At 59.3% G+C, this 17,506-nt stretch carries 12 protein-coding genes and 1 riboswitch; of the genes, 2 read left to right on the top strand and 10 right to left on the bottom strand.

The genetic code is table 11. The annotated features are described in order from the left end of the window. Window positions 1-158: 158 nt before the first annotated feature. Window positions 159-329: riboswitch (FMN riboswitch) on the top strand. 115 nt (window positions 330-444) lie between these two features. Further along, the gene (locus tag AB7M29_RS10680; protein WP_008071834.1) at window positions 445-954 is read left to right on the top strand and encodes a 6,7-dimethyl-8-ribityllumazine synthase; all 510 of its coding nucleotides are present in this window, start codon (window positions 445-447) and stop codon (window positions 952-954) included. A 155-nt stretch (window positions 955-1,109) separates the two neighbouring features. On the opposite strand, the gene astE is transcribed toward AB7M29_RS10680, so the two are convergent. From astE to AB7M29_RS10645, 7 genes are all read right to left on the bottom strand, one after another. Then, window positions 1,110-2,120 (bottom strand): succinylglutamate desuccinylase, encoded by a 1,011-nt coding sequence (gene astE, locus AB7M29_RS10675; protein WP_217856519.1) that lies wholly within the window; start codon window positions 2,118-2,120, stop codon window positions 1,110-1,112. Between the two features lie 12 nt (window positions 2,121-2,132). Beyond that, on the bottom strand, window positions 2,133-2,423 hold the full coding sequence (locus tag AB7M29_RS10670; protein ID WP_007904718.1) for a hypothetical protein: 291 nt from the start codon (window positions 2,421-2,423) through the stop codon (window positions 2,133-2,135). A 20-nt stretch (window positions 2,424-2,443) separates the two neighbouring features. Beyond that, a complete protein-coding gene (gene astB, locus AB7M29_RS10665; RefSeq protein ID WP_454246827.1) occupies window positions 2,444-3,790 on the bottom strand; it encodes an N-succinylarginine dihydrolase in 1,347 nt (448 codons plus the stop codon). A 165-nt stretch (window positions 3,791-3,955) separates the two neighbouring features. Next, complete coding sequence (astD, locus tag AB7M29_RS10660; RefSeq protein WP_217856797.1) at window positions 3,956-5,425, bottom strand: succinylglutamate-semialdehyde dehydrogenase; 1,470 nt, start codon at window positions 5,423-5,425, stop codon at window positions 3,956-3,958. Then, a complete protein-coding gene (astA, locus tag AB7M29_RS10655; protein ID WP_454246826.1) occupies window positions 5,422-6,447 on the bottom strand; it encodes an arginine N-succinyltransferase in 1,026 nt (341 codons plus the stop codon). Before astA ends, astD begins: the two co-directional genes overlap by 4 nt. A gap of 87 nt (window positions 6,448-6,534) precedes the next feature. Continuing rightward, on the bottom strand, window positions 6,535-7,554 hold the full coding sequence (aruF, locus tag AB7M29_RS10650; RefSeq protein WP_007904685.1) for an arginine/ornithine succinyltransferase subunit alpha: 1,020 nt from the start codon (window positions 7,552-7,554) through the stop codon (window positions 6,535-6,537). Between the two features lie 225 nt (window positions 7,555-7,779). Then, window positions 7,780-9,000: an aspartate aminotransferase family protein gene (locus tag AB7M29_RS10645; RefSeq protein WP_038979422.1), complete on the bottom strand. Its 1,221-nt coding sequence runs from the start codon at window positions 8,998-9,000 to the stop codon at window positions 7,780-7,782. 304 nt (window positions 9,001-9,304) lie between these two features. On the opposite strand from AB7M29_RS10645, the gene AB7M29_RS10640 reads away from it, so the two are divergent. Continuing rightward, entirely contained in the window at window positions 9,305-14,350 is a 5,046-nt protein-coding gene (locus AB7M29_RS10640; protein ID WP_454246825.1) for a dermonecrotic toxin domain-containing protein, read from the top strand. A 23-nt stretch (window positions 14,351-14,373) separates the two neighbouring features. Here the strand turns inward: AB7M29_RS10640 and argR are convergent, their stop codons facing one another. From argR to AB7M29_RS10625, 3 genes are all read right to left on the bottom strand, one after another. Continuing rightward, window positions 14,374-15,354 (bottom strand): transcriptional regulator ArgR, encoded by a 981-nt coding sequence (gene argR / locus AB7M29_RS10635; protein ID WP_448723322.1) that lies wholly within the window; start codon window positions 15,352-15,354, stop codon window positions 14,374-14,376. A 246-nt stretch (window positions 15,355-15,600) separates the two neighbouring features. Beyond that, a complete protein-coding gene (locus AB7M29_RS10630) occupies window positions 15,601-16,365 on the bottom strand; it encodes an ABC transporter ATP-binding protein (RefSeq protein ID WP_007904680.1) in 765 nt (254 codons plus the stop codon). 27 nt (window positions 16,366-16,392) lie between these two features. Continuing rightward, the gene (locus tag AB7M29_RS10625) at window positions 16,393-17,505 is read right to left on the bottom strand and encodes a M14 family metallopeptidase (protein WP_217856524.1); all 1,113 of its coding nucleotides are present in this window, start codon (window positions 17,503-17,505) and stop codon (window positions 16,393-16,395) included. Window position 17,506 lies beyond the last annotated feature (1 nt).

Raw genomic sequence — 17,506 nt, 5'->3', positions numbered from 1 at the left:
CGAAGGCGGACTGACAGTCAACATTTGCGTTGAATGTTAAACCGCTTTCGCGAGCAAGCCCGCTCCCACAGGTTCTGCATTTTGATTGACCGGTATTGGACATGCACGCCCCGAAAATATGTGTTAAAAACGCTTCGCCGCCAAACAATCTGGCGGCAAAACGTTCTCAGGGCGGGGTGTAACTCCCCACCGGCGGTAATTGCGCGCAATGCGCATAGCCCGCGAGCGCTTGGCGACAGGCACGGCAATGGCTGTGATGACGACAAGGTCAGCAGACCCGGTGTGATCCCGGGGCCGACGGTCATAGTCCGGATGAAGAGAGAACGGGATTGGCGCCGCCTAGGCTCTATACCAAAGCGCCGTCCGCAGGCATTTGTGCCTGCGTACCCTAAAATCCCATTCGATTCATAACGCCCTGTTTTTCACACAAACAGGAGTCAGAACATGCAACCCACCGCAATCGATAGCAAAAGCAAAAACCATCAGGGCGAGCGCGTCGCGTTCATCCAGGCCTGCTGGCACAAGGAAATCGTCGATCAGAGCCGTAAAGGCTTCGTCGCCGAAATGATTGCTCAGGGTTATCAGGAGTCAGACATCGATTTCTTCGAAGTCGGCGGCGCCTTTGAAATTCCGCTGCACGCCAAACTGCTGGCCAAGTCCGGCCGCTATGCCGGCATCGTCGCGGCGGGCCTGGTGGTCGATGGCGGCATCTATCGCCACGAATTCGTCGCTCAGTCGGTAATCAGCGGCCTGATGCAGGTTCAGCTGGAAACCGAAGTGCCGGTGTTCTCGGTGGTTTTGACCCCGCACCACTTCCATGCCGGCGAAGAGCATCAGAAGTTCTTCTTCGAGCATTTCGTGCATAAAGGTCAGGAAGCGGCGAAGACGTGCGCGGATACGCTGCACAAAATGCGGGCGTTGCGTCGCAGTGAGCCACGCGCAGTAGCCGTTTAAACACAAACCTGTGGCATGGGTGACGTCTTTGGCTTCACCCAAATCAAATGTGGGAGCGGGCTTGCTCGCGAAAGCGATTTAACATTCAACGTATTTGTTGACTGTTAGTCCGCTTTCGCGAGCAAGCCCGCTCCCACATTTGTTATATGTTGTGCTTAAGCGAGGTTTTCGTCGGTAGTCGGCACGATCAGGATGCCGGCGCGCAGGCCGTTCTTGACCCTGGGGTTCGGGAAGATGATCCGGGCGCCCTTCTCTTCGATGATCCAGCGGGTATTGGCGATATCCTCGGCCAGCACATACCCCACTTTCAACTCCGAAAAGTTTTCGATATCCGCCGGCAGGTTCAGACGGAAGCTATCGCTGTGCTTGATGATTTCCCGTGCGACGCTGAACAACTGCAAGCCATCCAGCCCTTCGTCGGTCATTGGCGGCTCGGTGCCTTCGATGATCTGCTTCAGGCGGGTTTCAAGAAGGTCGACGTTGACCCCGTCGTTCTGCCCGAACGGCCGGGCCTTGCCCAGCTCCAGGGTGAAGGACTCGGCATCGAGCTTGTCGTAGGTGTAGGAGCTGAAGACGATGGAGGGTTTGTTCTGCAGCAGCACTGCTTCCATGCCGGCGGCGCGCAAGCGAGCCAGTTCCTGGCGTGAATGCTGACGACCTTCTTTCCAGGGATACAGGGCGAACTGCTCGATTTTCGAGCCACGGATCGCTGTGTGCAGGTCGTAGTGCAGGCGATTGCGGTCCGGCAGGCTGAAGAAAGTCGCCGCCAGCCGCTCTAGCTCACAAGCGCGTAACGCCTCGGAACCGCTGGTTTGTTCGTGACGGCCGTTGAACAGCCGATTGACGTCCTGCTCGATAAAACGCTCGCCGCGGCGGATAGCCTCGGGGTTGCCGAACAGAAACAGAATACGTGCGCGCGGCTTCAAGTCACCGCGGGCGATGTCATGCAACAGACGATCGAGCAGCTCGATCGGCGCTGTTTCGTTGCCATGGATGCCAGCCGAGAGCAGCAGGTCCAGGCCATTGTCGCGGGCTTCAGGTGGCCGGACTTCCAGCGCACCTTCGCTCAACCAGCGCATCCGCACGCCTTCGACAGTCAGTTGAGTCTTCTCCGCCGGTTCGCGGCCGGCGAGGGTCAGTTCAAGCAGTTTGCCGAGGGCGAGCATAGAGCGGTTTCCTTAGTGGTCGTGATTGCAATCCGGGCCGTGTACATGGTCCTCATCATCACCGACGTCGGCCGGTTCCATCTCCAGTTGCAGACTTACCAGATTAGTCGCCAATGGGCGCAGCAGCAGGTTTGCGTATTCAGCGTCACCTTCTTCGACGTCCACGCCGATCAGCAACTGGCCACGGCCGTCCTGCTGGATCCACAGCTCTTTGCCTTGCCACATGACCGCGACGCGGGTGCAGGAAGTTTCCAGTTGCGTGCCGTCGGTGTCTTCAAGGATCAGCTGCAGGGTATCGCTCATGTGTTTTACGCTCTCGACGTTCAATTGATCTGGAATGGATAAACCGCGCCCAGTTTAAGGATTTGCGTCAGTTCATCCAGTGCCGTCCGGCACTCAAGCAGCAATTGCGGGTCCGCGAGATCGTTTTCGGTCATGCGGTCGCGGTAGTGCTTGTCGACCCATTCGGTCAATGTGCCGTACAACGGTGCCGTCATGATAACCCCTTGGTTGACGGCCGCCAGTTCGGTTTCGTTAAGTGCGACACGTAACCGCAGGCAAGCCGGGCCACCGCCGTTCTGCATGCTCTGTTTGAGATCGAAAACTTTTACTTCGCGGATCAGGCTGCCAGAACTGGTCAGGCCTTGCAGGTACTGCCAGACACGCTCGTTGCCACGGCATTCTTCCGGCACGATCAATAGCATGGAGCCGTCAGGACGCGACAGCAGCTGGCTATTGAACAGGTAGGAACGAACGGCGTCTTCCACGGTGACCGCGGAACGCGGTACGCAGATCGACTGAAATTTCCCACCGACTTTTGCGAGTTTGCCGTGCAGTTCAGCGAGCATCTGTTCGGTGTCGAGGAAGGCGTCCTCGTGATAGAACAGCACTTCGCCGTTACCCACTGCGATCACGTCGTTGTGGAACACACCTTGATCGATCACCGAAGGGTTCTGCTGCGCATAGACCACGCCCTCATCGCTCAGACCGTGCAGACGCGCGACGGCCTGGGACGCTTCGAGCGTCTGGCGTGCCGGGTACTTCTGCGGATTCGGGTAACGAGTGTCGAACGCACTGCGACCGAACACGAAAAACTCGACGCCAGCTTCACCGTAGTCACGGCAGAAACGGGTGTGGTTGGCCGCGCCTTCGTCACCGAACTGCGCGACGGCGGGCAAAGCAGCGTGGTGAGCAAAGTGCTTCTGATCGGCGAACATCGCCCCCAGTACGCGGCTGGTGGTCGGGTGTTCGATGCTGCGGTGGTATTTGCAGTTCAGGTTGGCGGCGGTGAAGTGCACGCGACCATCCGCGGTGTCGGCACTCGGGCTGACCGTGGCGGCGTTGGCCACCCACATGCTCGACGCCGAGCAACTGGCAACCAGCAGCGGCATGGCATCTCTAGCGGCGCGCTCGATTACCTGAGCATCGGTACCGCTGAAACCCAGGCGGCGCAGTGCGGCTACGTCCGGACGTTCTTGTGGCGCCAAAACGCCTTGCTGAAAGCCCATCTCCATCAGCGCTTTCATCTTCGCCAAGCCTTGCAGCGCGGCTTCCTTCGGGTTCGAAGACTGCTGGCTGTTGCTCTGGGACGCGACGTTGCCGTAAGACAGGCCGCCGTAGTTATGGGTCGGCCCCACTAGACCGTCAAAATTGACTTCATAGGATTTCATCAGCGAGGCTCCACGAGAATCTGTTGTTATAGGCATCAGTAACTAACTGTTCAGTGCGACCAAGTCGCGACCATCGCGGGCAAGCCCGCTTCCACAGGTTCGGAGGTGTTCACAAATTTTGTGTTCCTCTCAATCACTGTGGAGCGGGCTTGCCCGCGATTGGCGTTAAGCCATCTTCACGCCAGGCGTCAAAGCAGCAGGCAACACCAAGTTCGGGGTTTCCAGCGAGGCTACCGGGTACGCGCAGTAATCTGCGGCGTAGTAGGCACTGGCGCGATGGTTACCCGATGCGCCGACACCGCCGAATGGCGCGCTGCTCGCCGCACCGGTCAGCTGCTTGTTCCAGTTGACGATACCGGCGCGGCTTTCCAGCCAGAACTGCTGATAACGCGCTTCGGAATCCGACAGCAGACCGGCCGCCAGGCCGTAGTCGGTGTCGTTGGCTTCAGCGATCGCCGCTTCAAAATCAGCGTAGCGGATCACTTGCAGCAGCGGACCAAACAGTTCTTCGTCCGGGCGATCGGCAACTGCCGTCACGTCCAGAATGCCCGGGGTCAGCAAGGCTGCCTGAGCCTGAGGCTGAGTCATTTCCAACAGCGCCACGGCGCCGTTGGCCAGCAGATGTTCTTGCGCATCCATCAGCGCTTTCGCAGCGCCGAGGGAAATCACCGAGCCCATGAACGGCGCCGGTTGCTGATCGAACGCACCGACTTCAATCGTCGAGCTGACCGCCACCAGACGCGCCAGCAGCGTATCGCCCCAGGCGCCTTGCGGCACCAGCAAGCGGCGGGCACAGGTGCAACGCTGACCGGCAGAAATGAATGCCGACTGAATGATGGTGTAAACGGCGGCATCGAGGTCCGCAACCTGATCCACCACCAATGGATTGTTGCCGCCCATTTCCAACGCGAGGATCTTGTCTGGACGACCGGCAAACTGCTGGTGCAAGTGATTGCCGGTACGGCTGGAACCGGTGAAGAACAGACCGTCGATGCCCGGGTTCGCCGCCAGGGCGATACCGGTTTCGCGAGCGCCTTGCAGCAGGTTCAGCACGCCAGCCGGCAGACCGGCTTCGATCCAGCACTTGACCGTCAGCTCGGCAACTTTCGGGGTCAGCTCACTCGGCTTGAACAGCACACTGTTACCGGCCAGCAGCGCTGGCACGATGTGACCGTTCGGCAAATGGCCGGGGAAATTGTAAGGGCCGAACACCGCCACCACACCATGGGGTTTGTGGCGCAACACCGCAGTGGCGTCGCCCAGCGGGCCGCTCTTCTCGCCGGTACGTTCGCGGTAGCTTTGCACCGAGATGGCAATCTTGTTGACCATGCTGGTGACTTCAGTCGCCGCTTCCCACAGGGGTTTGCCGGTTTCTTCACCGATGGTGCGAGCCAGTTCGTCGGCGTGATTCTTCAGCGCAGCGGCAAAGGCTTCCAGCACACTGATGCGCTCTTCCAGGGTACGGCGGGCCCAGCCTGGGAACGCCTGACGCGCAGCTTGCACAGCCGACTCGACCTGACCGGTCGTGGCGCCTTCGCCGGTCCACAGCACTTGCTGGGTCACCGGGTTTACCGATTGAAAGGTTTCACCCTGGCCAGCCAGCCATTCACCGGCGATGTATAGCGAATTCATTATTTCGACTCCCGAGCAGCGGACAACGGAACGGCGCGCACTTGATCGCCGGCGTTGAGTTGAAGACGTTTGGCGGTCAGCGGATCGACCACCAAAGTGCCGGCGGCGAAGCGTGCTGGTGCGGCAGTGATCCGGCAGTCTTCACGCTTGCGGTTATGAATCAGGAACGGCGTGGAATCGTCACCCGGAGTGCCGATGGCCAGCACCAGCGCCTGGCTGTCGCGTACTGCGCGAATCTTGGTGGTTTCGCATTCCACCGCAGGGCCGGCATCGAAGATGTCGACGTAGCCTTGGTAGCTGAAGCCTTCGCTCTTGAGCATCGACAGCGCCGGCTCGGTGTCCGGGTGAACCTGGCCGATCACGTTGCGCGCATCTGGCGACAGGAAGCAGGTGTACAGCGGGAATTTCGGCATCAGTTCGGCGATGAACGCCTTGTTGCCCACACCGGTGAGGTAATCGGCCTGGCTGAATTCCATCTTGAAGAAATGCCGACCCAGGCTTTCCCAGAACGGCGAACGCCCGGCGTCATCGGACACACCGCGCATTTCGGCGATGATTTTGTTGCCGAACAGTTGCGGGAACTCGGCGATGAACAGCATCCGCGCCTTGGCCAGCATGCGGCCGTTGAGGCCAGTGCGGAAATCGGCGTGCAGGAACAACGAGCACAACTCGGAATTGCCGGTCAGGTCGTTGGCCAGGAACAGCGTCGGAATTTCGCGGTAGATGTTCAGCTCTTGCGAGGCGCTGACGGTCAGGCCGACCCGGAAGTTGTACCAAGGCTCACGCAGGCCGACGGCGCCGGCAATGGCGGAAATACCCACCACGCGGCCGTTGTCGTCTTCGAGCACGAACAGGTAATCCGCATCGCCCCGCCCGGCTTCGCCGCGGAAGGTCTTCTCGGCCCAGCCGACCCGATGGGCCAGACGCTCTTCGTTGGCCGGCAAGGTGGTCAGGCCGGTGCCGGTGCTGCGGGCCAGGTCGATCAGAGCGGGTAAATCGCTGCTGCGTACGGGACGAACGATCATGCTATCTCCTCAAACGGGCCGCTGACGCCACCCGTGAAACTCGCTGCTTTACTAAGCATTCATTCTTTATAGGCATAGCAGCAGGCGTTAAACCGCCACCAGGCGCACGCTGGCACCTTCGCCGACGCCCAAGGCTTCGGCCGCTTCCAGATCCAGGGTCACGGGTTTGCCCGGCGCGTAATCGAGCTCAAGCAAAACAGCGCGGTAATCCTGCAGTTGGGCGTTGGCCACCAGGTACTGACGACCGGCACCTTTGACCGGCTCGCCGATTTTCACCGGGACTACACGGCTCTGGGCGATCGAACGGATCCCCGAGACGCGGGCGTGCAGAGTCGGGCCACCGTCGAAAATGTCGATGTAGTGGTCGGTCTCGAAGCCTTCGCGCATCAGGATGTCGAAAGTGATCTGCGCCCGTGGGTGCACCTGGCCCATCGCCTCTTGAGCGGAGTCCGGCAGCAACGGCACGTAGATCGGGTAATGCGGCATCAGCTCGGCCAGGAACGTGCGGCTTTTCAGACCACACAGACGCTCGGCAGCGGCGTAGTTGAGGTCGAAGAAGTTGCGACCGATGGCATCCCAGAACGGCGAGTCGCCATTTTCGTCGCTGTAACCGACGATCTCGGTCACCACCGAATCGGCAAAGCGTTCCGGGTGGCTGGCCACGAACAACAAACGACCACGGGAATTGAGCTCCGCCCAAGGCGAACCCACCAACTCCGGCTTCACGTAGAAACTGGTCAGCAAGCTGTTGCCAGTCAGGTCGTGGCACTGGGAGAGCACGTGGATCTTGTTGTGAATCTTCAGCTCGCGGGAGGCATGCACGAAAGTTTCGTTACGAAAGCTGTAAAACGGCTCGGAGTAACCGGCCGAGGCAACGATGGCAGAACAGCCGACCAACTTGCCGGTGGCCGTGTCTTCGAGGACGAAGAAATAGCTCTCTTCACCGTTGAAGCTGACTTCGGCGGCGAACGAAGCTTCGCTAGCCGCGATCTTGTCGCTCAGGCGTTCAACGTCATCCGGCAAGGAAGTGACACCAATCGGGCTGTCCGCAGCCAGACGCTGTACCTCGCCCAGATCAGCCATTTGCGCGGGGCGCATCACCAGCATGGTGTCACTCCTTTCTCATTTAACACTTTTAGGAAAAATAACCGGGCTGTCATTGAAGACACTCGGACTAATGTGGGAGCGGGCTTGCTCGCGAAAGCGGTGGGTTAGTCGACATCATTGCTGTCTGACCCACCGCTTTCGCGAGCAAGCCCGCTCCCACATTGAATCTGGCCCAGCATAAAAATCGGGTTCGACGCCTGAACAGTTCAGGCGTCGAAGGGACTATCAGGCTTGCGTCAGCTTCGCCGCGGCGCGCTCGAAACGGTCCAGACCGGCATCGATATCGGCGTCTTCAACCACCAGGCTTGGCGCGAAACGAATCACGTCCGGGCCGGCTTGCAGAATCATCAGGCCTTCACGCTCGGCGGCGTTGAAGATGTCTTTGGCCTTGCCTTTCCAGGCATCGTTCAGCACGCAACCGAGCAGCAGGCCCAGACCGCGGACTTCAGTGAAGAGGCCGTACTTCTCGCCGATCTGCTCAAGACGGGTCTTGAACTTGTCGTGCTTGGCATTGACGCCGTTCAGCACTTCAGGCGTGTTGATCACATCGATCACCGCTTCAGCGACAGCACACGCCAGCGGGTTGCCGCCGTACGTGGTGCCGTGGGTGCCGACGACCAGGTGTTTGGCCAGGTCTTCGGTGGTCAGCATCGCTGCAATCGGGAAACCGCCGCCCAGGCTCTTGGCGCTGGTCAGGATGTCCGGGGTCACGCCGTAATGCTGATAGGCGAACAGCTTGCCGCTGCGGCCCATGCCGGTCTGAACTTCGTCGAAAACCAGCAGCGCGTTGTGCGCGTCGCACAGTTCACGAGCACCTTGCAGGTAAGACAGCTCGGCCGGCAGTACGCCGCCTTCGCCCTGGATCGGCTCCAGAACCACCGCGCACGTCTTGTCGGAAACAGCGGCTTTCAGCGCGGCCAGATCGTTGTAAGGCACGTGGGTGATGCCAGTGATCTTCGGACCGAAGCCGTCGGAGTACTTCGACTGGCCACCGACGTTCACGGTGAACAGGGTACGGCCGTGGAAGCTGTTGAGCGCGGCAACGATTTCGTACTTCTCGGTACCGAAACGGTCATGGGCCACGCGACGGGCCAGCTTGAAGGCGGCCTCGTTGGCTTCGGCGCCAGAGTTGCAGAAGAACACACGCTCGGCAAACGTGGCGTCGACCAGCTTGTGGGCCAGGCGCAAGGCCGGCTCATTGGTGAACACGTTGGACACGTGCCACAGCTTGTTCGCCTGCTCGGTCAATGCAGCGACCAGCGCCGGGTGCGCATGGCCCAATACGTTAACGGCAATCCCGCCGGCGAAGTCGATCAGCTCGCGGCCAGACTGGTCCCAAACACGGGAACCGGCACCACGCACAGGAATGAAAGCGGCTGGCGCGTAGTTGGGAACCATTACCTGGTCAAAATCGGCGCGTTCTACCGCAGCGTGCTCAACGGACATCGGAGTCTCCTGAAGAGGAACACTCGCCTGAAACTGGCGAGCGATGAGGGGATTGTAAGGACAGTTTTCAGCCCGGCCTTGCCGCCAAGCGACAACTTCTTATAGCGCAAACACAGGTTTGGCCCGGGTTTATGGCAATGCGACAAATAGCGTCGCAAAGGCGCAGTTTAAACTGCCTGCAGGGTTTGCGGCAGGTTGCGAGGATCTTACTCATCCGGATTTTGCGGTGGCGGTATATATGTACCGCACGTCGCTGGCGCTCATGGTGTTTTCTGAAGCCTTCTTAACGCCAACGGCAACCTTCATGAGCCTTATTAACGAAAATCCGGACGCTATCGATCTCGATCCGATGCCACCCTTCAGCAGGGACACCCATTACCAGCATCTGGTGAGCGTCATCCCCCACTGGCTGACGCAGGCGACTCCGCAAAAGCGTGAAGCCTTGAGCAAGGCCAAGCCTCGCCTGCCGACCGGCCTCAACAACGCGTCCCGCAGCCAGCACGCCGAATTACGCACACTCAATGCCTTGCACTGGCAAGCGCAGAATCGCGTCGATCAGTCCCTGGCCAAGGTAAAAAATGCCAACGACTTTGCCGAACCGTTGCTGGTTGCAGCGCTGAAGGAGCGCTTCGGTCTGGAGCTGGACGTCCACCAAACCTTTTTGCGTCTTTATATTCCCGCCCATATCCCGTGGCTTCGACTGAAGTCGGGCGCGGCGCGCATCTGGACGGTGTCGCTGCTGGACGCCGCGCTGCACAACTTCGAAAGCAGCGAGACCGAGGACGACGCCTTTGAGCCCGCCTCGACCTACATCAGCGCCCCCTCCTCTGTAGGGCATTTCAATGAACTGCCGCACGTCCTGCTAAAAATGCCCATCACGGCATTCACACAGCTGTGCCGGGAACTGGATATTGGCGAACACTACAAAACGTACCTCGAAGAAAACCTGGGCATCAGCAACCCGGCGCTCGCGGCGACCCTGCAACCCAGCATCCGCGACAGCCAGAAAACGGCCCTCAACACCGCCCTGCAAATGGCCTACATGCAAAACCAGCTTGGCGGCGATGTCCATCGCCTGATCCTTGGCTTACTCGACGGCCTGCAACATCTACGTCTGCGCGGACAGGCATGGGGCTGTCATGAACTGACTATCATGAACGCACGCCTGACTGGCATCGTGCTGTTTTCCCCGGATCTGGAACGTGCGCCTGAAGTGGCCCGAGTGGTGGCCTATATCCCCGACGACCCCGAACACCCGATCAAGGAATATGCCTCCTCCGGCGCATTCGCCCAGGAGTTGACCCAGCGCTTGCGCAGTCCTGACTATCAACAGTTCTTCAGCCGCTTTATCGATCATGAGGATCGCGGGCACTTCTTCGCTCAGTTAAACGACCGACTTGTCCCCATTACCTGGCAACCGGTTCAACCTGGCGACCCACGCCCCACCTGGAGAGAAAAACCAAGCCAGCGCGCCAACCTGCAAATGACGGCGACGCCGATCAAAGGCGATCTGTGGGTCCATCTCTACCAACGCAAACTCGACAAGATCCTCAACGATGCCCGAGTCATCGCGGTATCCACGGCGACGGTCGATCAGAAAGCTCGCTGGGCATTATGGGACTCCTTCACGGAAATCGCTTCGGCACTGCTAAACATCGCAGCCTTTGTCGCCCTGCCATTCGTGCCATTCCTCGGCGAGCTGATGCTGGCTTACATGGCGTACCAGTTACTCGACGAAACCTTCGAAAGCATTGTCGACTGGGCAGAAGGTCAGACGAGCGAAGCCTTCGAGCATTTCATGGGCGTGGTTGAATCGGCCGTGCAACTGGGCACCTTTGCTGTCGGCGGCGTCGTGGCAGCGGCCGAGTTTCGCGCCGTGTTGCCGCGCGAAATCGTTCAGTTCATCGACCGGTTCCATTCGGTCAAAACGCCCCAAGGCGAAAGCCGCTACTGGAAGCCGGATCTGAGCATTTATGAACAGCCCGGCACCCTTCCTCAGGCTGCCAGCCCCAATGAACTCGGGCTGTACCGCCACGACGGTAAAACCCTGTTGTCACTGGATAACAAACCCTACGCCGTCAGCCAGGACTCCGTAACTGGTGAGCACCGCATCGATCACCCGAGCCGTCCTGAAGCCTATAAGCCCGCACTCAAACACAATGGCGCCGGAGCCTGGCAGACCGAAATCGACCAGCCGTTGAGCTGGGATCAAGCTACCGTGCTGCGCCGCCTCGGCCCTGACATGGAGCGATTCGCACCCTCGATGCGTGAGCGAATGCTGCAGATCAGCGGCTGCCACGAGAATGCCTTGCGCAAGATGCATGTGAATTCCAGTCAGACGCCTGCGCTGCTCGCCGATACACTGAAGCGTTTCAAGATCGATCAGGACATCCAGACCTTCATCGAGCTGATCGGCAGCGAGCAACCGACCGACTACCTGAAAGCCGACCTCGTCACGCAACTGGAACTGCTCTGCGACAACAGCTACTGGCCTGCTGACAAAGGACTGCGCCTGGTCGACAGCAAAGCACAAACCCTCTGGGAACGCGGAGCCGATGGCCAACCCATGGTCCAGATCAATCAGGCGCACCTCAGCAACGGCGACCTGATCAAAACGCTATTGCTGAACTTGGGAGAAACCGAAACCAGAACGCTGATGGGCGAACATTTCGGCACGCCCTCCCCCAGCTTGAGCACCCGCGCCCGCACGTTGCGCCGGACCTTGGCAACGCTCGCCGAGAGCAAGCGAGAAACCCTGTTCGACAATCGATACCGCCGACTCGATCGCGCTACCTCTGGGCTCACGCAAAAACTCATCGACGCCGAACACGGTTTGCCGAGCAGCGTGGCAGAAGCACTGCTGCAAACCGCCAGCGATAAAGAGCTGCAACAACTGGGGCGCGGTATCTTGCCCGAACGCCTCGAACAACTCACCCGTGAAGCCCAATTACAAGTCAGGATCACCCGGGCTTACGAAGGCCTGGAGATTCCCTCAAGCGCCAACAACCCCGACACCGATCGACTGGCCCTGCACACCCTGAAACGACTGCCGGGCTGGTCAGGGCAGATACGCCTGGAAATCCGCGAATACGCCCATGGTGGACGCCTGCTCGACAGTGTCGGCAATGCCGATGCGCCAATCCGCAAAGTGCTCGTTCTAAATGCGGATGGCAGTTATCAGGCGTTTGACGATGCCGGTCTTGAGCTCAGCGGCGCGAGCACGTTCTATCTGGATCTATTGCAGGCGCTACCGGACAGCGAGCGCTCGGCACTCGGCATCCACATTGGCGAAGGTGAAAAACTCAAACGGCTGATTCGCACCCATGCCCTGAATCGCGAGGAACTGCACTCAGTCCTGACGCAACACCCAATCCTGAAGCCCACCTACGATCCGACCGTCATGCGTTTGCTCGGTGGCACGGATGGCTATCATCGCGCAAGGTTCGGTACGCCAACTCTACAGGCCTACGCCCATGACCTTTTCCCGCACTTGTCACGCGAGGAACTGCAAACCTTTGTCGAACGCTTGCAACAGCACCCGAACGGCCCACGGGCAGAGCTGACCCGGCTCATGGCCGAACGCGCCCGACTCAGCAATGCCCTGCAACTCTGGCGTAACGAAATCCCACTGTTCATGCCGGATACCCAGATCAGAATCACCCCTGAACAATTCAGCATTCAGCAGCGAAATCGCCGATTACTGGCAGACGAATTACTCGATTGCTGGCGACAACAAGCCACACCGCTCCATGGTGAGGCCCCTCTGGTCGAATTCCGTTTTTCCCAACCAATACTGGGTGAATTTCCGGTACTCGGCGAGGGCTTCAGTCACGTGACAAGCCTGTCGCTGGACGGCCATAGCGCCACACGCGGGATGCATGATTTTTTGCGAGGATACTCAGGCTTGCGTCGCCTCGCCTTGCGCGGCTTCAGGCTGAATCACCTTCCGCAAGCCATTGTGCAATCGCCGAACCTCACCGAACTGATTCTCAGCGACTGCGCCATCACCCTCACACCAGAGAGCCACGCCACCCTGTCAGCGCTGAACAAACTGGTGGTTCTGGATCTGTACAAAAACCCGCTGGGGTTCAACCCCACTGTCGAGAACATGCCGCAGCTAAGCTACATCGACGTATCGGACACCGGCATTTCCGGCCTCCCTCCCGGTTTGCTGACGCGCCCACACCTTCGAACTGCCCTGCTCAATGACAATCACATCCAGGAACTGCCCACCGCGCTTTTCGATCTCCCCACTGCCACCAGCGAGGGCGTCGACCTGGGCGGTAACCCGCTTTCGGCCGCCACTCGCGAACGCATAAAAATCCATTTCGGCCGTACGCGTCAGGACTTCGCCGTGTTTGCCGAACAGGCTGATATCAATCGGGTGCAGGCGCTGTACCCAGGCATGGACCAGGAAGAAGCCAGTGAGTTTATCTATCTGCAGCCTGGGACATTGGCCGACGGCAAAATGGCGATCACACGCCTGGAAACCGAATTCAACACCCTCAACAACGACCTGTCAGCCTGGACAGCAGACGTACCGGCGGTGCACCCGGTGAGCGGAGCCCCTTTCACCGCGCAAGAGTTGCTCAGCGAACATTCGATCAGGGATGAATTCAAACGGATTGTGGAACTTTGCTGGCGCCGGCAAACCGATCTGGACGATTTCAATCAGCAACTTCAACCCACCTACGAGCTGAGCCTGCCCACCATTATTATCGGTAACTTGCCGGCGCTGCGGGCCGACTTCAGTCACGTCTCGCTGCTGTATTTACACAGCGTTGATGGACTGACCTCAGGGGCCGAGCGTTTTCTGGAGAGCTTTCCCCGTCTCAAGGGGCTGACCATTCGTAACTACCGGCAGCAGAATTTCCCCGAGCCGATTTCCAGGATGGGCGATTTGACCGCATTGTCGATGACCGATTGCCAACTCACCCTGACGGCGCAAAGTGCACTGGAACTGGCACAGATGGAGCGGCTTGATTATCTGGACCTGAGCGACAACCCGCTGGGTGCCACGCCAGACGTGAGCCAGATGCCTCGTCTCACGACCCTGTTGCTGAACAACACCGGCATCACTGAATTGCCGCCGGGCCTGTTGCGACTCAAATCCCTGGACACCGTGGATCTGAGTGAAAACGCGATCACCCACATACCCGCCGATATTCTGGAATTGCCGCGGGACGTCAGTGAGAGCATCAATCTGAGGGGCAATCCACTGTCAGAGGAAAGCGTACAAACGCTGATCAATTATTTCAGGCAGACAGGTTTCGATTTCGGAGTCGATGAGGTCATTGATCAAGCGGAAATGGAGGTGTCGTCGTCCGAAGGCTCTGACGTCGATGAGTGATCGACGCCAGACTTAACGACGGATCAACCGCGTTCCGACGGCACCGATGACAACTCGAACGGACTGCTGCTGCGCCGCTGGTTGCGATCTTCCCGCGGCGTGGCGCCGAAGAAGTTGCGGTAGGCGCTGGAAAAATGCGGCCCCGAAGAGAAGCCACACGACAGGCCGATCTGGATGATCGACTTGCTGGTTTGCATCAACATCTGCCGGGCCTTGTTCAGGCGCAATTCCAGGTAGTACTGGCTCGGCACACGGTTGAGGTATTGCTTGAAGATCCGCTCCAGTTGCCGACGCGACACGCACACATGCTGGGCGATTTCGTCGGTGGTCAACGGCTCTTCGATGTTAGCTTCCATCAGCAACACCGCTTGGGTGAGCTTCGGATGACTGGACCCCAAACGGTTCTGCAACGGAATGCGTTGGCGCTCGCCGCCTTCACGGATGCGTTCGACAACCAGTTCTTCCGACACCGCACCAGCCAGTTCAGCGCCGTGATCACGGGCCAGCACTGCCAGCAGCAAGTCGAGTACCGACATACCTCCGCATGCGGTGAGGCGATCGCGATCCCAGTCAAACAGGTGACTGGTGGCAATCACTTTCGGGAAACGCTCGGCGAAATCGTCCTGCCAGCGCCAATGCACGGCAGCGCGGTAACCGTCGAGCAAACCCAACTGCGCCAACGGGTAAACACCGGCAGATAAACCGCCGATCACACACCCGGCTCGCACCAGTTGTTTCAGCCCACTGCTGAGCGCTGGCGCAAGTGAGGTCGGCGGCTCGTCGGCGAGCAAGAACAGTTTCTGGAAGTTTTCGAGCTTGCCGGCCCAGGGCTCACCCGGCAATTGCCAGGCGCCTTCGATCTGCGGTTCGGCCTGCAAAAACGACAGTTCGTAAACAACGTCCGGGTGCACACGCTGGGCAACACGCAAGGCCTCCTCAGCCAGCGCAAGCGTCAGAGCTTTAGTGCTGGGCCAAATCAGGAAACCAATTCGATGGGCAGTCATGGCGGGCAATCCGAAACGAAAACAGTGATGAAGGCATGGGCCAATGCTAGCCCGTAAATGAACGCAAATCTCAAAACTAATAGCGATCACCTGTGGGAGCGGGCTTGCTCGCGAAGGCGGTGGTTCAGATAGCAACGATGTTGACTGATACACCGCTTTCGCGAGCAAGCCCGCTCCCACAGGGAATTGGGGCCAGCCTTTAGGTTGCGAAGCATGCACTATACCGGTGCGCAACGGGAGTTCGGTTTACTTCAGGCTGCCCGAGAGGAATTGTTGCAAACGTTCAGACTGCGGATTGACCAGCACTTCGCGCGGGTTGCCGCTTTCTTCGACGACGCCTTTGTGCAGGAACACCAGCTGGTTCGACACTTCACGGGCAAAGCCCATTTCGTGCGTCACCACCACCATGGTCCGGCCTTCCTGCGCCAGGGCCTGCATGACTTTCAGCACGTCACCGACCAATTCAGGGTCCAGAGCCGAAGTCGGTTCGTCGAACAGCATCACCTCTGGTTCCATCGCCAGTGCACGGGCAATCGCCACACGCTGCTGCTCGCCGCCGGACATGTGGCCAGGGTAAGCGTCTTTGCGATGAGCAACACCGACCTTGTTCAGGTAGTGCTCGGCCTTCTCGCGGGCTTCGGTCTTGGACATGCCGAGCACGTGGACCGGCGCTTCCATGATGTTTTCCATCGCGGTCATGTGCGACCACAGGTTGAAATGCTGGAACACCATCGACAGGCGCGAACGCATGCGTTGCAGCTGCTTCGGGTCGGCGGCTTTCAGCGCGCCGTCCTTGTTGGCGACCAGTTTCAGCTCTTCATTGTTGAGCAGAATCTTGCCCGCGTGCGGCTGCTCGAGCAGGTTGATGCAGCGCAGGAAAGTACTTTTGCCGGAGCCACTGGAGCCGATGATGCTGATCACATCGCCAGCCGCCGCTTTCAGGGACACGCCCTTGAGCACTTCGTGACTGCCATAGCGTTTATGCAGGTCTTGGACTTCAAGTTTGTACATGCGGTCGGTTCTCACAAAAACAGTCAGTCAGTCGTTGAGCAAGCGCCCGTGACGCAGCGCATCGCGCCCCGCCACCTTGGCCAGCCAGAAACCGGGTTGGGCATAACGCAGCCGTTCAATGGCAAACAGCACCCCGGACGTACCAGCACACACCGTGCTGACCCGATCCGATAACGGATCGATCACTTCAAAAATCTCATCGCCCGCTTCAACCCACTCACCGGGTTTACGCAGGAAACTCACCACGCCAGGATGCGGCGCGAACAGCAATTCTGTGCCTTCGAACGGCATGCCTTCGCAAGCCTCTTGCGCAGGCTTTGGCCACTCACCGCTGATCAAGCCCTGTTCAGCGAGGAACGCCAGAATGCCTTCGGCGTAAGCCTGCGCCTCTGGGCGACCGGTATCGGATTGGCCGCCCAACTCGATGGTCGTCGCCAAGCAGGCCAGTGGAATCTGAGCGTCCGGAAATAGACGCGACAGACGCAGCCATGGCAGCGAACACGCTTCATCAAAGGAGCTGCCGCCGGAATCTTCCGCCAGCAGGCCGACCTTGACGTTCAAGTGTGCAGCCAGTGAACGCCAATGCGGCCAGTGTTGCGGCAAGGCATACATGTGCAGCGCCGCTTCGCAATCGCAGTGCAAATCCAGCACCACGTCGGCATTGCAGGCATGGCTGAGCAAAATGCGCTGCATGCCTTGCAACTGACTCGCGGCAGGCGGCAATGCAGCCAGCACATCGCTCATGGTTTCACGGATCAAACGGATATTGGCGTGAGGATCGTCACCCAGGTGCCCTTGGAGCTCAGCGGCAACCGGCTCGCTCAGTTCGACGAAATCCCGGTTGAAGTTCTTGCCGCTGCCGGCTTCGAAACGCCCTTGATGGTTACCCTGAAGCAGTTGACCGAGGCCCAGTGGATTGGCCACCGGTACCAGTTCAATCACACCGTTCAGCAAGCCTTGGGCTTCGAGTTCGGTCAGGCGCTTTTTCAGCTCCCAGGCGGTGCGCATTCCCGGCAGTTCATCGGCGTGCAGGCTGGCCTGAATGTAGGCCTTGCGCTCGCCAGCGCCGAAGCGGAACACCGAAATCCGGCGTTCGCTGCCCAGGTGGCTCCACGGCAAAGCATGATCGATGCGTTCCATA

It is taken from the genome of Pseudomonas sp. F-14 TE3623, from assembly GCF_053629015.1.
The sequence above is the reverse complement of the archived record's forward strand: the minus strand, read 5'-3'. Positions and strand labels throughout refer to the sequence as shown.

Excerpts from the sequence above, each read along its gene's own strand:
- AB7M29_RS10680 (WP_008071834.1), top strand. The coding sequence starts at position 445 with ATGCAACCCACCGCAATCGATAGCAAAAGCAAAAACCATCAGGGCGAG.
- astE (WP_217856519.1), bottom strand. The coding sequence starts at position 2,120 with ATGCTCGCCCTCGGCAAACTGCTTGAACTGACCCTCGCCGGCCGCGAA.
- AB7M29_RS10670 (WP_007904718.1), bottom strand. The coding sequence starts at position 2,423 with ATGAGCGATACCCTGCAGCTGATCCTTGAAGACACCGACGGCACGCAA.
- astB (WP_454246827.1), bottom strand. The coding sequence starts at position 3,790 with ATGAAATCCTATGAAGTCAATTTTGACGGTCTAGTGGGGCCGACCCAT.
- astA (WP_454246826.1), bottom strand. The coding sequence starts at position 6,447 with ATGATCGTTCGTCCCGTACGCAGCAGCGATTTACCCGCTCTGATCGAC.
- aruF (WP_007904685.1), bottom strand. The coding sequence starts at position 7,554 with ATGCTGGTGATGCGCCCCGCGCAAATGGCTGATCTGGGCGAGGTACAG.
- AB7M29_RS10645 (WP_038979422.1), bottom strand. The coding sequence starts at position 9,000 with ATGTCCGTTGAGCACGCTGCGGTAGAACGCGCCGATTTTGACCAGGTA.
- AB7M29_RS10640 (WP_454246825.1), top strand. The coding sequence starts at position 9,305 with ATGAGCCTTATTAACGAAAATCCGGACGCTATCGATCTCGATCCGATG.
- argR (WP_448723322.1), bottom strand. The coding sequence starts at position 15,354 with ATGACTGCCCATCGAATTGGTTTCCTGATTTGGCCCAGCACTAAAGCT.
- AB7M29_RS10630 (WP_007904680.1), bottom strand. The coding sequence starts at position 16,365 with ATGTACAAACTTGAAGTCCAAGACCTGCATAAACGCTATGGCAGTCAC.
- AB7M29_RS10625 (WP_217856524.1), bottom strand. The coding sequence starts at position 17,505 with ATGGAACGCATCGATCATGCTTTGCCGTGGAGCCACCTGGGCAGCGAA.